Raw genomic sequence first — 15,693 nt, 5'->3', positions numbered from 1 at the left:
GTCGGGATGTCGATGAAATGATGCTGCCAGGTCGTCAGCACCGAGGCGCCGATCAGGAAACACCAGCTGTGCCAGGCCATCCGGGTGCCGCCGTCCAGCTTTTGTCGCCAATGGTCCCAGATGATAACCAGCAGCGCGATGTGCAGCGACGGCGCCTGATTGAACGGCTTGTCGAAGCCGCCGAGCACCGCGAACATGAAGCCGGGCAGGCCATTGGTCCCAGGCCGCACGAAGGTCGCTGTCAGCGGAAACAGGATGAAGCAGGCGACGGCGACGATCTGCGCGGTGAGGTAGCGGCCGGCGAGCCGGTCGACGCCGCTCTTGGTATCGTTGAGCAGCAGCGACAGGCCGTAGAACAGATTGATCGACCAGTAGGGCACGATCGTCCAGGCGATGAACGGGATGCCGTGCTCCCAGTCGAAGACGATGCTGCCGACATGATCGCGCCGCGATGCCAGCCAGTTGGCATAGCCGTAGGTGGAATAGAAGAACGGCGCCAGAAAGGCGAGCCAAAGTGCGGCCCGCAGCACGACACCGGAATAGGGCTCGCGCACCTGGATGGGCAGGGCAGGGGCTGGGTCGGCGGCAGGCTCGTCCATGTTCTCAGATGCGCCGTGCGACCGAGACGGTGAAGATGCCCCACTGGTCGATGCGCTGGTCGAGCTTCTCGAAGCCGGCGGCCGCCACCAGCTGGTCCATCTCGCCCTGCGTGCGCCGGCGCATCACCCAAGCCTGGCCACCGCGATGCGAGGTCAGGCTGCGCGCGATCATTTCGAGCTGCGGATGCCAGGGCTGGTTGGTGTAGATGAGGAGGGCGCCGGGCTGCATCGCCTTGGCCAGCCCGCCGAGCGAACGGGCGATCATGGCGTTGTCTGAAAACAATTCGTAAAGCCCGGAGACGATGGCGAGGTCGGGCGCCGGATCGAGCCCTGAAAGCATTCTGGCATCGAAGGCGTCGGCCCGATGGAAGGAGACCGATCCCGGCAGCTTGCGGTCGGCGATCAGCTTTTGGCCGAGCGACACGTTGAGGTCGGAGAAATCCTGCAGCCGCACGCTGGCCGGCTGCTCGGTGCATTTGGCGACGGCGTCGAGCACATAGCGGCCATGGCCAGCGGCGATATCGACGATGCGCACCGGCCGGCCGGCGGCCTTCAGCGTGGTGACGGCATTGCCGATCAGCTCTTCCAGATGAAGCTTGCGCTGGCGGATGCCGCGCCAGCCGATGGCGTCGAGGAAGGTGCGGTCGACCATGCGGCCGAGCGGAGTGTAACCCCGCGCGACGTTCTCGTAGACATAGTCGAGCGTCGAGCCGGAATCGAAGCCGGTGGCGATCCCGGTCTTCAGACCCGATGACAGCCGGGCACCCGTGCGGATCGAGGCGCGGCTCATTGCCCAGTAGAGGCCCTTGGGCGACAGCAGCGGCAGCGGTGAGGCCAGCCGGTCGGCCTCGTCGCGCGTGTAGCCGGCGCGGTCGGCGCCGGTGAGATCGACCGGCTTCTCCGGCGCTGCGAACTGTCTTTCGAGGAACGGCCGGATCAGGTCGAGCGCCTGGTGCCGGTCGCGCTCGCCCAGCGTGTCGTGGAAGAAGCCGGGCAGCACGTGCCGCTCCTTGGCGGGGCTCGCCAGATTGACGAAGAACTCGTGCTGCGGCCCGTGCCGCACCACCCAGTCGGCTCCGGAAATCAAAAGCTGCGTCGGCACGGTGATGGCGCGCGCGTCGGCGACGATGCGGGCGGCGTGGCCGTAGAGCTCGACCAGGATGTTGGAGGCGATCGGCCGCGTGATCAGCGGGTCGGCGTCGAACGAGGCGATGCGCTCCGGGTCGTGCGTCAGGAACTTGGCCTTGACGTAGGAATTGACGAAGAAGCGGCCCTTGAGCTTCTGCCAGAGCGCAATGCCTTCCTTGGCGAAGGGCACGTAGAGCTTGACCGAAAAGGCTGGCGAGGCGACCACCAGCGCGCGGATATCGGGCGCATAGTCGTGCACCCAGGCCGCAGTGAGCACGGCGCCGAAGGACTGTGCGATCAGTGCGATGTCGCGCTGTCCAAACCCATCCTTTCCGATCTCGCGAACGAAACAGTCGATGTCGCGCACCAGGGCCGCAAAGGACGGGGCATAGCCGCGCTCGCCGGCCGAGCGGCCATTGCCGCGCGCATCCCAAGCATAGAAGGCATGGCCGGGCATGGCCAGTTCATCGACCAGATGGGCCATGCGGCCGCCATGTTCGTGGCCGCGATGGAACAGAAGGATGGCGCCCTTGGCGGGCTCGCCGACGGCCGGCCAATAGCGGTAGAAGATCTCGGTGCCGTCATGGCTCCTGAAGGTCCGCTCCTCGGCCACGCGCTCGAGGCCTGCCGGCGCGGCGGTGATGTTGTGTTGATGAAGCATGGCGGTCCCCTCAAGGCTGGTCATCAGCCGCCGCTCCCCCTAAGGCCGCTGCGTATCCGGTTGATGGCGGTCGCCAGCGACAGTGTAGCCATGGCCGGAAACACAAATGGCGTGAGCGCCTCGGCCCACAGGCCGCAGGCGATGAGGAAGCCGATGACGCCGAGCGCCAGCGCGCGGTCGCTCTTGCCGAAAGGCCCGGCATAGTTGCGGCCCGCACCGGCAGCGACGCCGAGCACCCCGGCATATTCGGCGACGATCCCCGCGATGGCGAAAGCGACGACGCCCCAGGCAGGGAAGACAGCGGCAAAGGCCAGGATCAAAGCCAGGTCCGAGACAATGTCGCAGAGTTCATTGAGATACATGCCGAGTTTCGAAGCCTGCGCGTGCTCCCGCGCGAGCATCCCGTCGATGGCGTTGAGCGCCATGCGCACGAACAGCACCACCGGCATCAGCAGGAATACCGGGGAATGGCCGGCAAACCTCGCAACGACAAGGCCCGTGGCGACCGACAGGGCGGCGGCGAGAAAGGTGACCTGGTTGGCGGTGATGCCAGCCCGTGCCAGCCGGTCGGCAAGCGGCCGCAGCTTGGCCTGGAAGGCCGGTTTCAGCGCATAAAGCGTCGGCATGTGCAAGCCCCCCGGCCACAGCGCAAGAAGCGCGCGGGCGAGGATGATCAATTGGCGGGAAAGACGCAAGAGCCGCGAGCCGCAAACCAGGGACGTCGCCGCGGATCATTGCCGGAGAAGCTGAGGGAAAGCCCCGGTGCGGGCACCGGGGCTTTCAGTACCAGCAATCGTTACGACCAGTACCAGACCCAGACACGCCGGCGATAGCACCGGGTGCGAACCCTGCCATGCCGCCAATAGCGACGGCAGACCCGTCTCCAGACGCGCCGCCGGCGCCGCCTGCGGTGCCGCCGCCAATGCCCGTGCCGATGGCGGACCTGCTCCAGTTCCGCTTGGCTGTCGTCATCCCCGAAGACCGCATTATCCTGCGCCTCCAGTTCATCGAGAATGCCGCTTCCGGCGGCTGGAACGCCAGCCACCGCGTTGACCGGCCGAACCGCGCTCGCGAGAGCGGCAGCCCCTGCAATGCCAAACATTCCGGTCAGAAATAGTCGACGATCCATAGAAACCTCCCAATCACCTTCGAGCGAGACAAGGTCTACATCTGGAGAATAGCGCGATGGATACAAAAACCAAGGGGCCGCAGCAGAAGTGGTAAACATCTCATGTGTCGAGCCGGTATCACTGGACTGGCCTGGGAGCGCGGCAGCCCCGTTCACAACCGATTTAGAGGCTGTTCAATCGTAATGGACGCCGCGCCGATGGCCTGAGACATCTTCAACAATGCCGTCCCAGTCCTCCGGTGCGATATCGGCGATCGATTGCGAAAAGGTCCAGCCGTGGCCGCCAGGGTCGCGGCAGGAATATTGGCGTTCGCCATACGGGTAGCTGGTCGGCTCGCTCAGGATCACCGCGCCATGCAGCACTGCGCGCCGGTGATGGGCATCCACATCCTCGACGCGGACCATGACGGCGAACTGCTGGGGCCTGTCCTGTTCGGCGTCTTCCCGGACCATCGATTTGTCCGCCTTCAGTTCCGTCACGACGACAGCCCCTTCACCGAAGCCGAGTTGGGCGCGGTGGTTGGCTATCCGCAGGCGCAATTCGAGACCAAAGGCTTGGCAAAGCCAAAGGCTGGCTTTGCCAACGTCAGGATAGGAAAGGACCGGTATGACCGTGGAGGCAGGCATGGAGCGGTTGCCAAGCATGTCCTTGCCTCGTTCCAGTGACGCGAGACGCCGGGCGCCTGGTCGCCGACCCAGCGCCCGCCAACTCAACTATAGGGCGACCAGCACTGTCGGCGAGGGCCGGAATAGGGCTGGTAGCTGTTGTCCCAGGCGCGGTACGAGACATAGCGGTCGTAGCACCAGCGGACATGGGCGGCGGCCAGCCGGGCCGCGGGGCGCGGCGGCGGAGCGACGGTCGCGACCGCGACGCCTGTGGCGAAAGCCGCGGCGGGGAACCAATAGCCATTGTAGTAGCGATAGCCAGGCCGCAAGCGTACATAGCCTCGGTAGCCATTGTAGTAATAGGCGCCGCCGACGACGTAGAAGCCGCGCCGGTGGCGGATGGGCTCAGGCGTGGTTGCAGCCGATGTCAAGCCGGGAGCGGGCATGATCGGCAAGGCGCCGGCCGGCGAAGCAAGCACCGAAGCGCCGAGCATCAATGCGCAGAACGCTGTGATTGTCTGTTTCATCGTGTTGTCCTCTTGATGTCGAAGGGTGCCGGTCAGCGACGCTTGAGCGCCCGCAATTCGGAGATCGAGAGCGCGCGGTCGCCGTTCTTGTCCGCTTGCAGCAGCCGGTCGGGAATGAAGCCGGCAAACTCGTCGCGCGAAATCCTTCCGTCGCCGTTGCGATCCATGCGGCGGGCCTGTGTCTTGAAGTCCGCGACCTGCGCGCTGCGGAAATCGCGTCTTGATTTCACCTGCTCCAGGGCGTCGCGCACCTCGCCCGGATCGAGCAGGCCGTTGTGGTTGGCATCCATCCGGTCGAACATCTGTGCCCGTGCGACCTTGATCTCACCGAATTCGAGGATCCGGTCTCCGTTCGTATCGATGCGTTGGAAGAATTGCCTTGCTCCGGACCCGTCCGCCGCCAAGGCGCCATTTGCGCCAAGCAGCAGGCCCGCGCAGGCCATGGCGATCTTTTTCATGCTGGTCTCCAGTCTCGGTCGGGCGGCCCGCCATGGGCGCCCTTGCAAGACCTCCTACGCAGCACCTTGCCTGCTCCTACGCAGCCACGTGGCTTTTTTTTCACGGATGAAACGCACTGCCGGACGGCGGGGCGGGCTTGGTGTCAGTCAGGACCTAGTGCGGCGCACCATCGGCAAGATGTCGAATGCCGTTGGTCGTCATCCAGCGGGCGCGAGCCAGATGCGTTGCCCAGGCCCGGAATGCCCTCTCGGGTTCCCGAATCGGGTCAATGTGCAGAACGGACTGGGCAACCTCACGCCAGTCTGCTCCGTCGGCTGACGCATCGAGCAGCTGAACATAGGTCAGCCTGCAGGCTTCGTCATACACGGTCGGCACCGACGACATCGGCGCCACGTCCGCTATCTGAGTCTGCTTTGACATTGCGACCTGCCAACGGTGACCAAGGCGGCATCATGACACGCGATAGTGTAGCCAGCGCCCTGTGTTCGAAGGACGCCGACTAACCGGAATTGTAGTTTAGTGGAACCTAATCTTAACGATGCGATTACCAAGCATGGGTAAACATGAGGTCCGGAGCGTTGCTGAACACTGGCTGACGGCAGATCGGCTGGCAGAGGATCCAATGATTGCCGTCAAGGACCGGATACGGGAAGCAGCCGAGAACGATACGATTTCTTTCGCCGTTGCCAGGGTTGAGCAACCAGGCGCCGACCTCGTCAAAGCAGCCGACCCCGTTGAGGAAGCCGATACCGTAGAGAAAGTTGAACCTCAACAGATCAGGCTCGCAATGAGCTTTTTCCATGATCTGGAAGTGTCGATCCTTATTCTCTACGCTGTCTACGCCATCGCAGTGGCGGGTGTGGCCGCGTTCCTGTTGCTGCAATGGGGGCATGTCCTCTAGGTACACGGATGAGCCACTCGTCCAGCGGCTGACACCCTCGATAAGCCACGTAAATTGACAATCCAGGCCGAAGCCCGCCATCCCATGGGATGACGAGCCCGTTTGCCCGGGTGCCACGGCAGCTATGTTTGCAACTGATGCTCCCGTGGATGCTCAATACGCTGCCGTCGCCGCTTCGTGCATCGGCAAACAAATGAAGGCCCGCGCTCTGGCGAGGGCGCGGGCCGATCGGGTTGCAGCCCGATCCGCAGGGAATCCGAAGATTCCGCTGCTCAGAGATAGTTATTAGGCACGGCTAATGTTCCTGCATCGGCCGAATGAATGATGTGACCGCGCTCGACCGCGAGCACGCTGGCTAACGATCCCTTTCGCGCAAAGCAGTGCGTCCGGCAACTTTCTGAGAATGGCGCTCGTGTTTGCGGGGGGCTCGCTTTCGGGGGGAAGCCATGCACAGGAAGCAACGTGTCGTCCTCTTGGTGGCGGTCTTTGCATCTGTTCTGGGCTTTGCGCTGTTGGTGGTGATCCTGCAGATACTCAGCTCGTTCGATTAGACCTCAGCCACTGGAAATTCTTGCGGAACCGGTGTTGGATCGTCAGCACGAGACCGCCTTGCGCGAGAATTTTTCGCCGGCGAGCGTAGGGGCGAAGTCCTTCCTGCGTATCGGTCAGCAGTTGCCAACGACAGGGCGACCGATGACAGCGAAAGGACCACCATCATGAAACGTCCGGCACTTGTTGTGCCCCTCCTGCTGGGGCTTGCACCGCTTTGCGCTGCGCAGGCTCAGGACATACCGGGCAAAGACGTAGGCAAGCACATCCTGCAACGCGTCGACACCAATGGCGACGGCGCCGTTTCGAAGGACGAGATGATTGCCGCCCGCGAGCACGCCTTCAAGAAGCTCGATCGCAATGGCGACGGCGTCATCGACGAGAAAGAGATCGAAGGCGCGCGCGATGCCATCATGGACCACGCCGACGCCGCGCAGGCCAGGCTCGGCACGCGCTGGCGGCGCATGGATACGAATGGCGACGGCAAGGTCTCGGAGGACGAGTTCCGCAGCCGCACGCCGCTGTTCGACCTCGCCGACCGCAATGGCGACGGCAAGCTTTCAGCGGACGAGATCGCGGCCATCCGCAAGCTCTTCGCCGATCGCGCCGGCTGACGATCCCCATCACCACCTTCGTTCGACAAGGCTCGGCCTTTCCGGCGAAATGCCTTGGTCTTTTCCAAGCAAAATCAAGGAGTATGACATGCTTTCTTCAGCGAAGATTCACCTGGTCTGTCTCGGCGCGATGCTGATGATATCGACGGCCACGCCGGCCGCGGCCGAGGAGTGGAAACGGCCAACCGCGCATGGCGGCGAAATCAGCCGCAGCGTCACCGGCGATGGCGGCGTCTATACCGGCTCGACCACGCGCACCGGCCCCAATGGCGGTACCTATACCTCGACATCCAAATGCGTGGCAGGCGTTGTTGACCGCTGCTCCAGAAGCTATTCTGGCACTGGGCGCGACGGGCAGTCCTTCTCCGGAAAGCGCGTGTCGGCGCGTGGGCCGTTCCATGGCCGCTCGGCCGGCAGCTTCACCGGGCCGAACGGCAAGACGGTCTACGGATTCCGCCGCTGGCGCCGTTGACGTTCAGGAGCTTCGCCAGTTGGTGCCCGCCGCAGTGCAGCATGAGAAGGCCCGTGAGGACGACGAATTGCTGGCGCGTGTGGCGGCGGGCAACCAAGGCGCGCTGTCCGAACTCATCGCTCGCCACGGCCGGGGTCTGCGGGTGTTTGCCGCCCGCTATCTCGGCAATGAAGGCGACGCCGAGGATGTGGTGCAGGAGGTGTTCGTGACCGTCTGGAAGCAGGCCGCGCGGTTCGATCCCGCCCGGGGGCGTGCCTCGACCTGGCTCTACAGGATCACCGCCAATCGCTGCATCGACCAGCGCCGGCGGCGGGCGCTGCGCAGCTTCATTTGGCTCGACGATGTCAGGGACGAGGTGCCCTCGCTGGAAGCCGATGCCGAAGCGACGACCGCGGCGCGGCAGGAGTTGGCGATCGTGCGCGATGGGCTGTCGCGCCTGCCGGAACGGCAACGCATGGCCGTGCTGCTCAGGGCCGTCGGCGACCTCGACATCGCGGCAATCGCCGAGGTTATGGGCGGCAGCGCCGGATCGGCCGAGCAATTGCTTGTGCGCGGGCGGCGGGCGCTGCGGGATCATCTGGCAATGGCGGCCGCGGGCCGTGAAAGGAAGTCCTCATGACGCGCGACGAGTTCGAACGAAACAAGCGCCGTTTCGGCGACACCGTCGAGACATGGCCGGCTCCCTTGCGGCAGCAGGCGCGGGCCTTCATGGTGGATGAGGCGGGGCTCGACGACGATCCCGACACCGCGCTCGACCGTCTCGTGCTCGAGGCGTCGCTGGTCGATGGCGACGACCAGGCGCTGGCGCGCAAGGTGCTGGCCCGCATCGACAGCGACAGGACACGGTCATCCGTCGTGCCGCGTTTCTTCCTGGCGCCGGCGGGGCTGGCAGCCTGCGCGGCGGCCGCGCTCCTGGCGGTGACCGTGGTGGGCTACCAGGTGGCGCGCCAGCAGGACGACCTGCAGGATTCGGAGCTCCTGGCGCTGGCCTCTGGCGCGCGTCTGACCGATGAGGGCGGGCCTGGCATCGTGGACGAGCCAGGCATCGGAGCCGATCCGATAGAGGAGGATTCGCTTTGACGAAACGTTCCTGGATCTGGACGGCAACGCTGGTGCTGCTCGGCCTGTCGCTCGCCGTCAACTTCTTCCTGATCGGTTATGCGGCGCATGGGCTGCGGCAAGGAGCGGCGGGGCGCTTGCTGATGACCGAGATCGCCGGCACCTATCCGCCTGAGGTGAGGAAGGAGTTTCGCAGCATCATGCGCGAGAACCGACCGCGCACATTCTCGGCACTGCGCGAGCTGCGCGCGGCGCGGGCCAATCTTGCGGCGGCGCAGCAGGCTTCGCCCTTCGACGAAGCGGCGGTGAGGGACGCGATGGCGGCAGTACGCACCGCCACGACAAACCTTCAGGCGACCGTGCAGGACTATCTGTTGACCGCGCTGAAGACCGTCAGGGCAAAGAGTGGCGAGGGGAACTGATGCCTTGCTGGCGGGACAATCGTCGTCGACGTGTTGCGATGTCCAACTTGCGGGTTGAACCAATCGTGAAGATGGAACCATGCGGCACGACAGGCTTCCTGGAGCGGCGGATTTTCAAGTCGAACCGTGCCGCCGCTCAATCTTTTGTTTGATCATCGCCTTGGTGGCGAACGGCCGTCATCGTCTCCACGCATGTGGTTGATGCCGTGCCCTCTCTCTGCAACCGCGCCGTGTCGAGTCGGCCGGCTGAGACCGCCGCAAGGCGACCTACACGCTCATGTTCCTGTCGGCTCAGCGATTGGGAACCGGCAAGGAGGGGCGCAAATGATTGCGGCGCGCATGCGTGAATGCCTGCGCCTGCTGAGGTGGTCGGAATCAGATTTTGCCGAAGAGGTTGGCTATCCGGTTGCAACGGCAAGAAGCTGGCTCTGGGGTCGCGAGCGTCCACCTCTCGGCGTGGTGGCCTGGCTGGAGGCGCTGGTCAAGGCACATCGATCGCTGCCGCGGCCGAGCATGCCGGCAACTCCGGCGAACCGGCGTCCCGATGCCACGTCGGCCACCGGGACGTCGGCAGCGCCCGAAATTCGTACGGCCCCTGTAATTGATACCGGCTCGATACTGGGAACCGGTCCCACTTTTGACCTTGGCCCGACTTTTGACCTTGGAATGGAGACAGTTGAACACCGAAAGGAGAGTGTCATGGATCGTTCTTCTTTTGAAAAGCCGGTGACGATCCTCAGCGGCCTCGGCATGCCGACGAAAATAGAAAGCGCGGCACAAGCCCATGCGGTGCTGGCCGACTGGCCGACGGCGAGCCGGACGGCCGCTCACGACATCGCCGCCAGGGCCTGCCAGTCTGCGATGGACGGAGAGATCGATGCCGAGACGGCGCGGGCGACCTTCCTGGCGTTTGCCCGCCGCAACGATCTTCTTGTGCCGCAGACGAATGGGGCCATTGCAAGCGGGACGATCGCGGGCCGGACGATACCTTCTCAACGTGGCAACGCATCGGTCTGAGCGGGCGGCTTTGCAAAGCCGAAGCCGGACGAGGAACGGTGTCCCGCCCGTGTCACGCTCTTGGCAGCAGCCTGCGCATGATCAGCGAGGCATGGCCGCCCACGCCATGCGCGGCCGACCTGCGTTCGACGACCTCGAACCCGTGCTTGCCATAGAAGGCGATTGCCCGGTCGTTGCCCTCGATCACTTCCAGCGCGATGCTCGGAATGCCCGCATGCGCGGCAAGGACGGCGTGCAGCAGGTCGGCGGCGAGGCCGGTGCCGAATTCGCTTCTGTCGATATGGAGCCGGTCGAGCATGACGTCGCCGGTTGCATCCATTTTGGCCATCGCGTAGCCGGCAATCGAGCCGTCCGGCCGCTCCGCCACGAACGACATCTTGTTGTCATCCGCCAGTTCCGCCGCCAGCCGCTCCGGCGCGTGCTTGTCATCCGACAGCCGTGTCGTGGTCTCGGCGCCCAGGATCGGCGAATAGGTCCGACGCCAGGACTCGTCCAGCAGCCGCGACACCGCCGGTACGTCCTGTTTGGTCATGGCTCTGATGTGGATCATCGCCAACTCACCGCCGCACGCGCGACTTCAGCCAGCGATCGAAGGCGACCGCGAGGATCAGGATCAGGCCGATGACGATGCTTTGCGTGTAGGACGAGACATTGTTGAACTGCAGGCCGTTCTGCAACACGCCGATCAATGCCGCGCCCACCACCGTGCCGCCGACGCTGCCGATGCCGCCGAACAGCGAGGTGCCGCCGATGACCACCGCCGAGATCACCGTCAGCTCGTAGCCGATGCCGGCGACGGCTTCGGACGAATTCAGCCTCGCCGACAGCACAAAAGCCGCAAGGCCGGCGAAGAAGCCGACGATGACATAGACCGAGATCAGGATGCGGTCGACGCGCAGGCCGGACAGGCGCGCTGCCTCGGCATTGCCGCCGACGGCGTAGACCGCGCGGCCGTAGCGCGTGTAGCGCAGCACGATGTGGCACAGGATCGCGGCAATGGCGAAGATGATCGCCGGCACCGGCACCGGGCCGATCAGGCCGGTGCCGAACCAGCGCATCGAGGCATCGAAGCCGGAGATGGGACCACCGTTGGAGATGGTCAGAGTCAGGCCGCGAAACACGGTGAGGCCGCCGAGCGTGACGACGAAGGGCGGGACTTTGAGCCTGGTGATGGCAAAGCCCTGGACGCCGCCGGCCATCGCGCCGACGACGACGGCGGCGAGCAACGCCGCGAACCAGCCATAGCCTTGCGTTCCGGAAGTCGACAGCGACAGCGTGTTGGCGGTGCCGCCCTTGGCCACGACGGCCGCCACCATGCCGCAGAAAGCCAAGAGCGAGCCGACCGACAGGTCGATGCCGGCGGTGAGGATGACGAAAGTCATACCCAGCGCGATCAGCCCGGTGATCGATATCTGCCGCATGATGTTGAAGATGTTGATGGGGTCGATGAAGCTCGGCTTCAGGACGGTGAAGACGACGATCAGCACGGCCAGGAACATCAGCGGGCCAAAGCTCATCAACAGCCGCGCCACATTGATGCCGCCGCGCTGGGCTTGTTCAGTCGTGCTGCTCATGGGGTCGCTTCCTGCTTTCGGTCGAGCGCCATCAGTTCCATCAGTTTTTCCTCTGTCGCTTCGATGCCGGGCATCTCGCCGGTGATGCGACCGCGCCGCATGGTGACGATCCTGTCCGACACGGCCAGCACCTCGGGCAGTTCCGACGAGATCATCATGATGGCGATGCCGCGCGCGGCGAGCTGCACCAGGATCTGGTGCACCTCGGCCTTGGCGCCGACATCGACGCCGCGCGTCGGTTCATCCACGATCAGCACCTTGGGGTCGCGCGCCAGCCAGCGGGCAAGGATGACCTTCTGCTGGTTGCCGCCGGACAGGCCCTCGATCGCCTGCTCGGGCGAGGCCATGCGGATCGACAGCGTCTTCCTGTAGCTCGCCAGCGCCTCGCGCTCGCGCCGCTCGGCCATGAAGCCGGCGGCGTTGGAGTAGCGGCCAAGCGCGGCGATGGAGAAATTGTTGAGGATGCCGAGTGCTGCAAAGATCGCCTGGTGCTTGCGGTCTTCCGGCACCAGGCCGATACCGAGCGCAATCGCATCGGCTGGCGAGGTGGGCGCGATCGGCTTGCCGTCGAGGGTGATGGTGCCGGCGGCGATGCGGTCGGCGCCGAAGATGGCGCGGGCCAGTTCGGTTCGGCCCGAACCGACGAGACCGGCGACGCCAAGGATCTCGCCCGCCTTGAGGTCGAGGTCGACGCCTTCGAGCACGATGGCATGCGGCGCCTGCGGATCGCGCACGGTGCGCAGGCCGCGCACGGAGAGCCTGACATCGCCTGCGACATCGCGCTGCGTCGGTCTGGCATAGAGTTCGGAGGCGGCGCGGCCGACCATCTTCTCGATGATTTTCGGCAGCTTGATCGGCCCGCCCTCGCGGTCGAGATGGCCGGCCAGCCTGCCGTCGCGCAGAACCGTCATGCGGTCGCAGATGGCGGAGGCCTCTTCCAGCCGGTGGGTGACGAACATGATGGCAACGCCGTCCCTGCGCAGCCGGTCCATGATCGACATCAGCTTTTGCACCTCGGTTTCGGTCAGCGCCGAGGTCGGCTCGTCCATGATGATGAGACGGCTTTGCAGCGACAGCGCGCGCGCGATCTCGACCAGCTGCTGCTCGGCGACCGAGAGCGCCGACACCGGCGTCGCCGGATCGAGGTCGAGGCCGACGCGGGCGATGATCGCGCGCGAGTCTTGCTCCATCTTGCGCCAACTGACCAGGCCGAGCGGTCCGAGCGGGGCGCGGCCGATGAAGATGTTCTCCGCCACGGTCAGCGTCGGGATCAGGCTCAGTTCCTGGTAGATGGTGACGATGCCGTGGCGCTTGGCATCCTGCGGATTGTGCGGGTTGAATTCGGCGCCGTCGAAGACGATGCGGCCGCTGGTGGGCGGCATAACGCCGGACAGTATCTTGAGCAGCGTCGACTTGCCGGCGCCGTTCTCTCCGAGCAGGCCGAGGATTTCGCCCGGACGCACCTCAAGCGAGACGTCGCTGAGAGCCATGACGCCGGCGAAGTGCTTGGTGACGCCCTCGACGAGGAGGAGGGCGCTATCTGGCGCCGGTGCTGTGGCTTCGGTCGCGGGCAAAGGCTGCTCCCAGTTCTGCGATTGATGGCGGGACAGCGCCCCCTCTGTCCTGCCGGACATCTCCCCACGAGGGGGAGATTGGCAGTTTTGCCGACAGCGCCCTTCTGCAAGGTTGGCGATTGGCGAAGGCCGAAGTGACGTCCGATCTGCCCCCGTGTGGGGGGAGATGTCCGGCAGGACAGAGGGGGGCGCTGTCCCGCCGGCGTTGCCAATTGGCGGCCTGCCGTCGGCCGGCTACTTCGTCTCGCCGAGCCTTTCAGCCTTGTCGAGATTGTCCTTGCCGATGACGATCGGCGTCAACAGCACCAGCTTTTCCTTCGGCTCGGTCTTGTCCCTGGCATAGGCGACCGCGATCTGCACGGCGGTGCGCGACTGCTCGCCGGGGAACTGTTCGACCGTGCCGGCGAGCTTGCCGTCGCGCACGGCGACCAGCGCCTCGGGCAACGCGTCGAAGCCGTAGATCTTGACGTCGGTGAAGTTGCGCGCGGCGCAGGCTTCGAGCGCGCCGAGCGCCATGTCGTCATTGGCGCAGATGATGGCGTCGGGCTTGCCGTTGGCGGCAAGGCCGGCCTCGGTGACCGAGAGCGCCTCGGCGCGGGCGAAGTTGGCGGTCTGCTCGAAAATGATCTGGTACTTGTCCTTCAGCGGATCAAGCACATTGTGCACGCCCTTGTTGCGGTCGATCGCGGGGCCGGCACCGGGCTGGCCCTGCAGATGGAACAGCTTGGCGCCGTTCGGGAACGCCGCCACCATGGCCTGTGCTTCGGCTTCACCGCCCTTGGTGTTGTCGGCGCCGACATGGGCGAGGATACCCTCGACGCCGTCGACGCGGCGGTCGATGGTGACGACGGGCACGCCGGCCTTGACCGCTTCCTCGATGGCCGGCGCCAGCGCGTTGACATCAAGCGGCGAAATGACGATGGCGTTGACCTTCTGCACGAGCGCGGCCTCGATATCGGCGGTCTGCTTCGGCGCCGAGTTCTGGCCGTCGCTCTCGATCAGGTTGACGCCTTGCGCCGCGGCCTCGGCCTTGATCTCGTTCAGCATATGCACGAAGAACGGGAAGCCGAGATTGGGTATCGAGCCCAGAATGGTCAGCTTGTCCTGGGCGAAGGCCGAAGGTGCGGCCAGCGCCAATGTGCCGACAGCTACGGAAGACAGCAGGAATTCGCGTCTGTTGATCAATGTCGTTTCCTCCACATGAGCGCATGACCCCGAAAACCGGTTCCGGTTTGGGAAGATCATTGCGTCGATTCAAAAATGGAGTGTCCTGTGAGCGCCCAAGGGGACGCAGCGGCGCTCCAGCCGGTCCACCGCGACGTTCTCCTCCGCTCGGCGCCGGCCGGCGGATGCTAGCCAAGGCCGGAGGTTTGCGCAAGAACGGGTGCGCGACCTTGCCGATCGAGGCCGGGTTGAGCAGGTCCATCGGCAGGATTCGATGCCGGCGAAGCCGCTGGGCGCGGCTGCCACCCTGGCCCTGTCCCGCGCCAGCATGATGACCGAGGCGCAGGATCACCCTCAGCCGTTCCTGGCGACCAGCAGGGAAACTTCGCGCTCCGGTGTCGTCACCGAAAAGCCCGCCGGGCCGACCGCGGTGAAAAAGCGGTGGAATATCTCGATGAAGACACGCACGAAGAGCGGCTTTGCCGAGCCATACATGTCGGCGACGATCAGCGTCGGCGGTGGCAACTCGTCGAAGATCGGCTTGCGGACGATCTCGTCGCCATCGGCGGTGGCGCGGCCGATCGGGCGCATGTTGAGGATGGCCATGCCGAAGCCCGAGGCGACGGCCGAGCGGACGGTTTCGTAGGAGCGCGTGCGAAAGCGCACCTCCGGCCGTTTCGCCAGCACGTCGAACAGGGTCAGGAGATAGGTCGCGGTGTGCGGCAGGTCGAGCAGCACCAGCGGCCGTGCCGCCAGTTCCGCCAGCCAGATGCCGTCGCGCGCGGCGAGCGGGTCGTCCGCATTGAGCATGGCGTGCGCCGGCACCTTGCAGATGCGGGTGACGCTGTCGATGCCGATCGGGCCGATGTCGTAGAGAATGGCCAGGTCGATCTGGCCGGCGACGAGCCGTTCCTGCAACTGGACCTGATCGGCCTCTACCAGGTCGATCTCGACATCGCCGACGCTGTCGAGATAGCTGCGCAGCATCTCCGGCATGAACAGCGCGCCGAACGGCTCGAAGCAGCCGATGCGCAGGACTTTCGGCACGCGGCCACTAAGATCGCCGATGGAACGGTTGAACTCTGTTTCCGCCGCCAGCATGACGCGGGCAGCGGCGACGAAGCGTTGGCCGGCCGGCGTGATGGAGACGCCGCGCGCCGGCCGCCTGTCGAAAATGCGTGCCGCCATCTCGGCCTCGGCCAGCGTGATCGCCGCCAGGATGGAGGATTGCGAGATGT

At 65.1% G+C, this 15,693-nt stretch carries 20 protein-coding genes; 8 read left to right on the top strand and 12 right to left on the bottom strand.

Going from position 1 to position 15,693, the window contains the following annotated elements:
- From CN311_RS29300 to CN311_RS29290, 3 genes are all read right to left on the bottom strand, one after another.
- On the bottom strand, window positions 1–599 hold a 599-nt coding region (locus tag CN311_RS29300), incomplete at its 3' end, for a phosphatase PAP2 family protein (protein WP_483425992.1).
- Window positions 600–603: 4 nt separating this feature from the next.
- Window positions 604–2,388 carry a bifunctional alpha/beta hydrolase/class I SAM-dependent methyltransferase gene (locus CN311_RS29295; protein ID WP_165779889.1) on the bottom strand — a complete coding sequence of 595 codons (1,785 nt, stop codon included), beginning with the start codon at window positions 2,386–2,388 and terminating at the stop codon, window positions 604–606.
- Window positions 2,389–2,411: 23 nt separating this feature from the next.
- Entirely contained in the window at window positions 2,412–3,014 is a 603-nt protein-coding gene (locus CN311_RS29290) for a CDP-alcohol phosphatidyltransferase family protein (RefSeq protein ID WP_097577098.1), read from the bottom strand.
- A 227-nt stretch (window positions 3,015–3,241) separates the two neighbouring features.
- Here CN311_RS29290 and CN311_RS32760 point away from each other — a divergent pair, with 227 nt between their 5' ends.
- Complete coding sequence (locus CN311_RS32760) at window positions 3,242–3,505, top strand: hypothetical protein (RefSeq protein WP_165779888.1); 264 nt, start codon at window positions 3,242–3,244, stop codon at window positions 3,503–3,505.
- A 186-nt stretch (window positions 3,506–3,691) separates the two neighbouring features.
- Here CN311_RS32760 and CN311_RS29280 read toward each other — a convergent pair whose 3' ends face one another.
- The 4 genes from CN311_RS29280 to CN311_RS29265 all read right to left on the bottom strand — a co-directional run bounded on the left by CN311_RS29280 (window position 3,692) and on the right by CN311_RS29265 (window position 5,529).
- Window positions 3,692–4,162, bottom strand: a complete 471-nt coding sequence (locus CN311_RS29280; RefSeq protein WP_097577089.1) for a VOC family protein — start codon at window positions 4,160–4,162, stop codon at window positions 3,692–3,694.
- A 65-nt stretch (window positions 4,163–4,227) separates the two neighbouring features.
- Complete coding sequence (locus CN311_RS29275; RefSeq protein WP_097577088.1) at window positions 4,228–4,650, bottom strand: BA14K family protein; 423 nt, start codon at window positions 4,648–4,650, stop codon at window positions 4,228–4,230.
- 32 nt (window positions 4,651–4,682) lie between these two features.
- On the bottom strand, window positions 4,683–5,108 hold the full coding sequence (locus CN311_RS29270) for an EF-hand domain-containing protein (protein WP_097577087.1): 426 nt from the start codon (window positions 5,106–5,108) through the stop codon (window positions 4,683–4,685).
- A gap of 154 nt (window positions 5,109–5,262) precedes the next feature.
- Window positions 5,263–5,529 carry a DUF2285 domain-containing protein gene (locus CN311_RS29265; protein ID WP_115504284.1) on the bottom strand — a complete coding sequence of 89 codons (267 nt, stop codon included), beginning with the start codon at window positions 5,527–5,529 and terminating at the stop codon, window positions 5,263–5,265.
- 202 nt (window positions 5,530–5,731) lie between these two features.
- On the opposite strand from CN311_RS29265, the gene CN311_RS29260 reads away from it, so the two are divergent.
- From CN311_RS29260 to CN311_RS33785, 7 genes are all read left to right on the top strand, one after another.
- The gene (locus CN311_RS29260; protein ID WP_245440988.1) at window positions 5,732–6,010 is read left to right on the top strand and encodes a hypothetical protein; all 279 of its coding nucleotides are present in this window, start codon (window positions 5,732–5,734) and stop codon (window positions 6,008–6,010) included.
- A 716-nt stretch (window positions 6,011–6,726) separates the two neighbouring features.
- Window positions 6,727–7,173: an EF-hand domain-containing protein gene (locus tag CN311_RS29255; protein WP_097577085.1), complete on the top strand. Its 447-nt coding sequence runs from the start codon at window positions 6,727–6,729 to the stop codon at window positions 7,171–7,173.
- A gap of 88 nt (window positions 7,174–7,261) precedes the next feature.
- Window positions 7,262–7,645 carry a hypothetical protein gene (locus CN311_RS29250; protein WP_097577084.1) on the top strand — a complete coding sequence of 128 codons (384 nt, stop codon included), beginning with the start codon at window positions 7,262–7,264 and terminating at the stop codon, window positions 7,643–7,645.
- Between the two features lie 22 nt (window positions 7,646–7,667).
- Window positions 7,668–8,264, top strand: coding sequence for an RNA polymerase sigma factor (locus CN311_RS29245; protein WP_097577096.1), 597 nt, complete (start codon window positions 7,668–7,670; stop codon window positions 8,262–8,264).
- Window positions 8,261–8,725, top strand: a complete 465-nt coding sequence (locus CN311_RS29240; protein WP_208866600.1) for a hypothetical protein — start codon at window positions 8,261–8,263, stop codon at window positions 8,723–8,725. Before CN311_RS29245 ends, CN311_RS29240 begins: the two co-directional genes overlap by 4 nt.
- Window positions 8,722–9,126, top strand: a complete 405-nt coding sequence (locus CN311_RS29235) for a periplasmic heavy metal sensor (RefSeq protein ID WP_097577083.1) — start codon at window positions 8,722–8,724, stop codon at window positions 9,124–9,126. The genes CN311_RS29240 and CN311_RS29235 overlap by 4 nt, the downstream gene beginning before the upstream one ends.
- A gap of 324 nt (window positions 9,127–9,450) precedes the next feature.
- Window positions 9,451–10,143, top strand: a complete 693-nt coding sequence (locus CN311_RS33785) for a DUF982 domain-containing protein (protein WP_342586713.1) — start codon at window positions 9,451–9,453, stop codon at window positions 10,141–10,143.
- A 52-nt stretch (window positions 10,144–10,195) separates the two neighbouring features.
- Here the strand turns inward: CN311_RS33785 and CN311_RS29225 are convergent, their stop codons facing one another.
- The 5 genes from CN311_RS29225 to CN311_RS29205 all read right to left on the bottom strand — a co-directional run.
- On the bottom strand, window positions 10,196–10,693 hold the full coding sequence (locus tag CN311_RS29225) for a GNAT family N-acetyltransferase (RefSeq protein WP_097577094.1): 498 nt from the start codon (window positions 10,691–10,693) through the stop codon (window positions 10,196–10,198).
- A gap of 7 nt (window positions 10,694–10,700) precedes the next feature.
- Entirely contained in the window at window positions 10,701–11,717 is a 1,017-nt protein-coding gene (locus tag CN311_RS29220) for an ABC transporter permease (RefSeq protein ID WP_097577082.1), read from the bottom strand.
- A complete protein-coding gene (locus CN311_RS29215; protein ID WP_165779887.1) occupies window positions 11,714–13,291 on the bottom strand; it encodes a sugar ABC transporter ATP-binding protein in 1,578 nt (525 codons plus the stop codon). The genes CN311_RS29220 and CN311_RS29215 overlap by 4 nt, the downstream gene beginning before the upstream one ends.
- A 234-nt stretch (window positions 13,292–13,525) precedes the next feature.
- The gene (locus CN311_RS29210) at window positions 13,526–14,473 is read right to left on the bottom strand and encodes a substrate-binding domain-containing protein (RefSeq protein ID WP_097577093.1); all 948 of its coding nucleotides are present in this window, start codon (window positions 14,471–14,473) and stop codon (window positions 13,526–13,528) included.
- Window positions 14,474–14,809: 336 nt separating this feature from the next.
- On the bottom strand, window positions 14,810–15,693 hold an 884-nt coding region (locus CN311_RS29205; protein ID WP_245440987.1), incomplete at its 5' end, for a LysR substrate-binding domain-containing protein.

Origin of the sequence: Mesorhizobium sanjuanii (assembly GCF_002529485.1) — a bacterium.
Taxonomy (GTDB): domain Bacteria; phylum Pseudomonadota; class Alphaproteobacteria; order Rhizobiales; family Rhizobiaceae; genus Mesorhizobium; species Mesorhizobium sanjuanii.
This window is presented reverse-complemented; position numbering and strand designations above follow the sequence as displayed.

Coding starts and splice junctions, on each gene's coding strand:
- CN311_RS29275 (WP_097577088.1), bottom strand. CDS start 4,650: ATGAAACAGACAATCACAGCGTTCTGCGCATTGATGCTCGGCGCTTCG.
- CN311_RS29220 (WP_097577082.1), bottom strand. CDS start 11,717: ATGAGCAGCACGACTGAACAAGCCCAGCGCGGCGGCATCAATGTGGCG.
- CN311_RS29255 (WP_097577085.1), top strand. CDS start 6,727: ATGAAACGTCCGGCACTTGTTGTGCCCCTCCTGCTGGGGCTTGCACCG.
- CN311_RS29250 (WP_097577084.1), top strand. CDS start 7,262: ATGCTTTCTTCAGCGAAGATTCACCTGGTCTGTCTCGGCGCGATGCTG.
- CN311_RS29280 (WP_097577089.1), bottom strand. CDS start 4,162: ATGCTTGGCAACCGCTCCATGCCTGCCTCCACGGTCATACCGGTCCTT.
- CN311_RS29240 (WP_208866600.1), top strand. CDS start 8,261: ATGACGCGCGACGAGTTCGAACGAAACAAGCGCCGTTTCGGCGACACC.
- CN311_RS29270 (WP_097577087.1), bottom strand. CDS start 5,108: ATGAAAAAGATCGCCATGGCCTGCGCGGGCCTGCTGCTTGGCGCAAAT.
- CN311_RS29265 (WP_115504284.1), bottom strand. CDS start 5,529: ATGTCAAAGCAGACTCAGATAGCGGACGTGGCGCCGATGTCGTCGGTG.
- CN311_RS29290 (WP_097577098.1), bottom strand. CDS start 3,014: ATGCCGACGCTTTATGCGCTGAAACCGGCCTTCCAGGCCAAGCTGCGG.
- CN311_RS32760 (WP_165779888.1), top strand. CDS start 3,242: ATGCCGCCAATAGCGACGGCAGACCCGTCTCCAGACGCGCCGCCGGCG.
- CN311_RS29295 (WP_165779889.1), bottom strand. CDS start 2,388: ATGCTTCATCAACACAACATCACCGCCGCGCCGGCAGGCCTCGAGCGC.
- CN311_RS29260 (WP_245440988.1), top strand. CDS start 5,732: ATGATTGCCGTCAAGGACCGGATACGGGAAGCAGCCGAGAACGATACG.
- CN311_RS29225 (WP_097577094.1), bottom strand. CDS start 10,693: ATGATCCACATCAGAGCCATGACCAAACAGGACGTACCGGCGGTGTCG.
- CN311_RS33785 (WP_342586713.1), top strand. CDS start 9,451: ATGATTGCGGCGCGCATGCGTGAATGCCTGCGCCTGCTGAGGTGGTCG.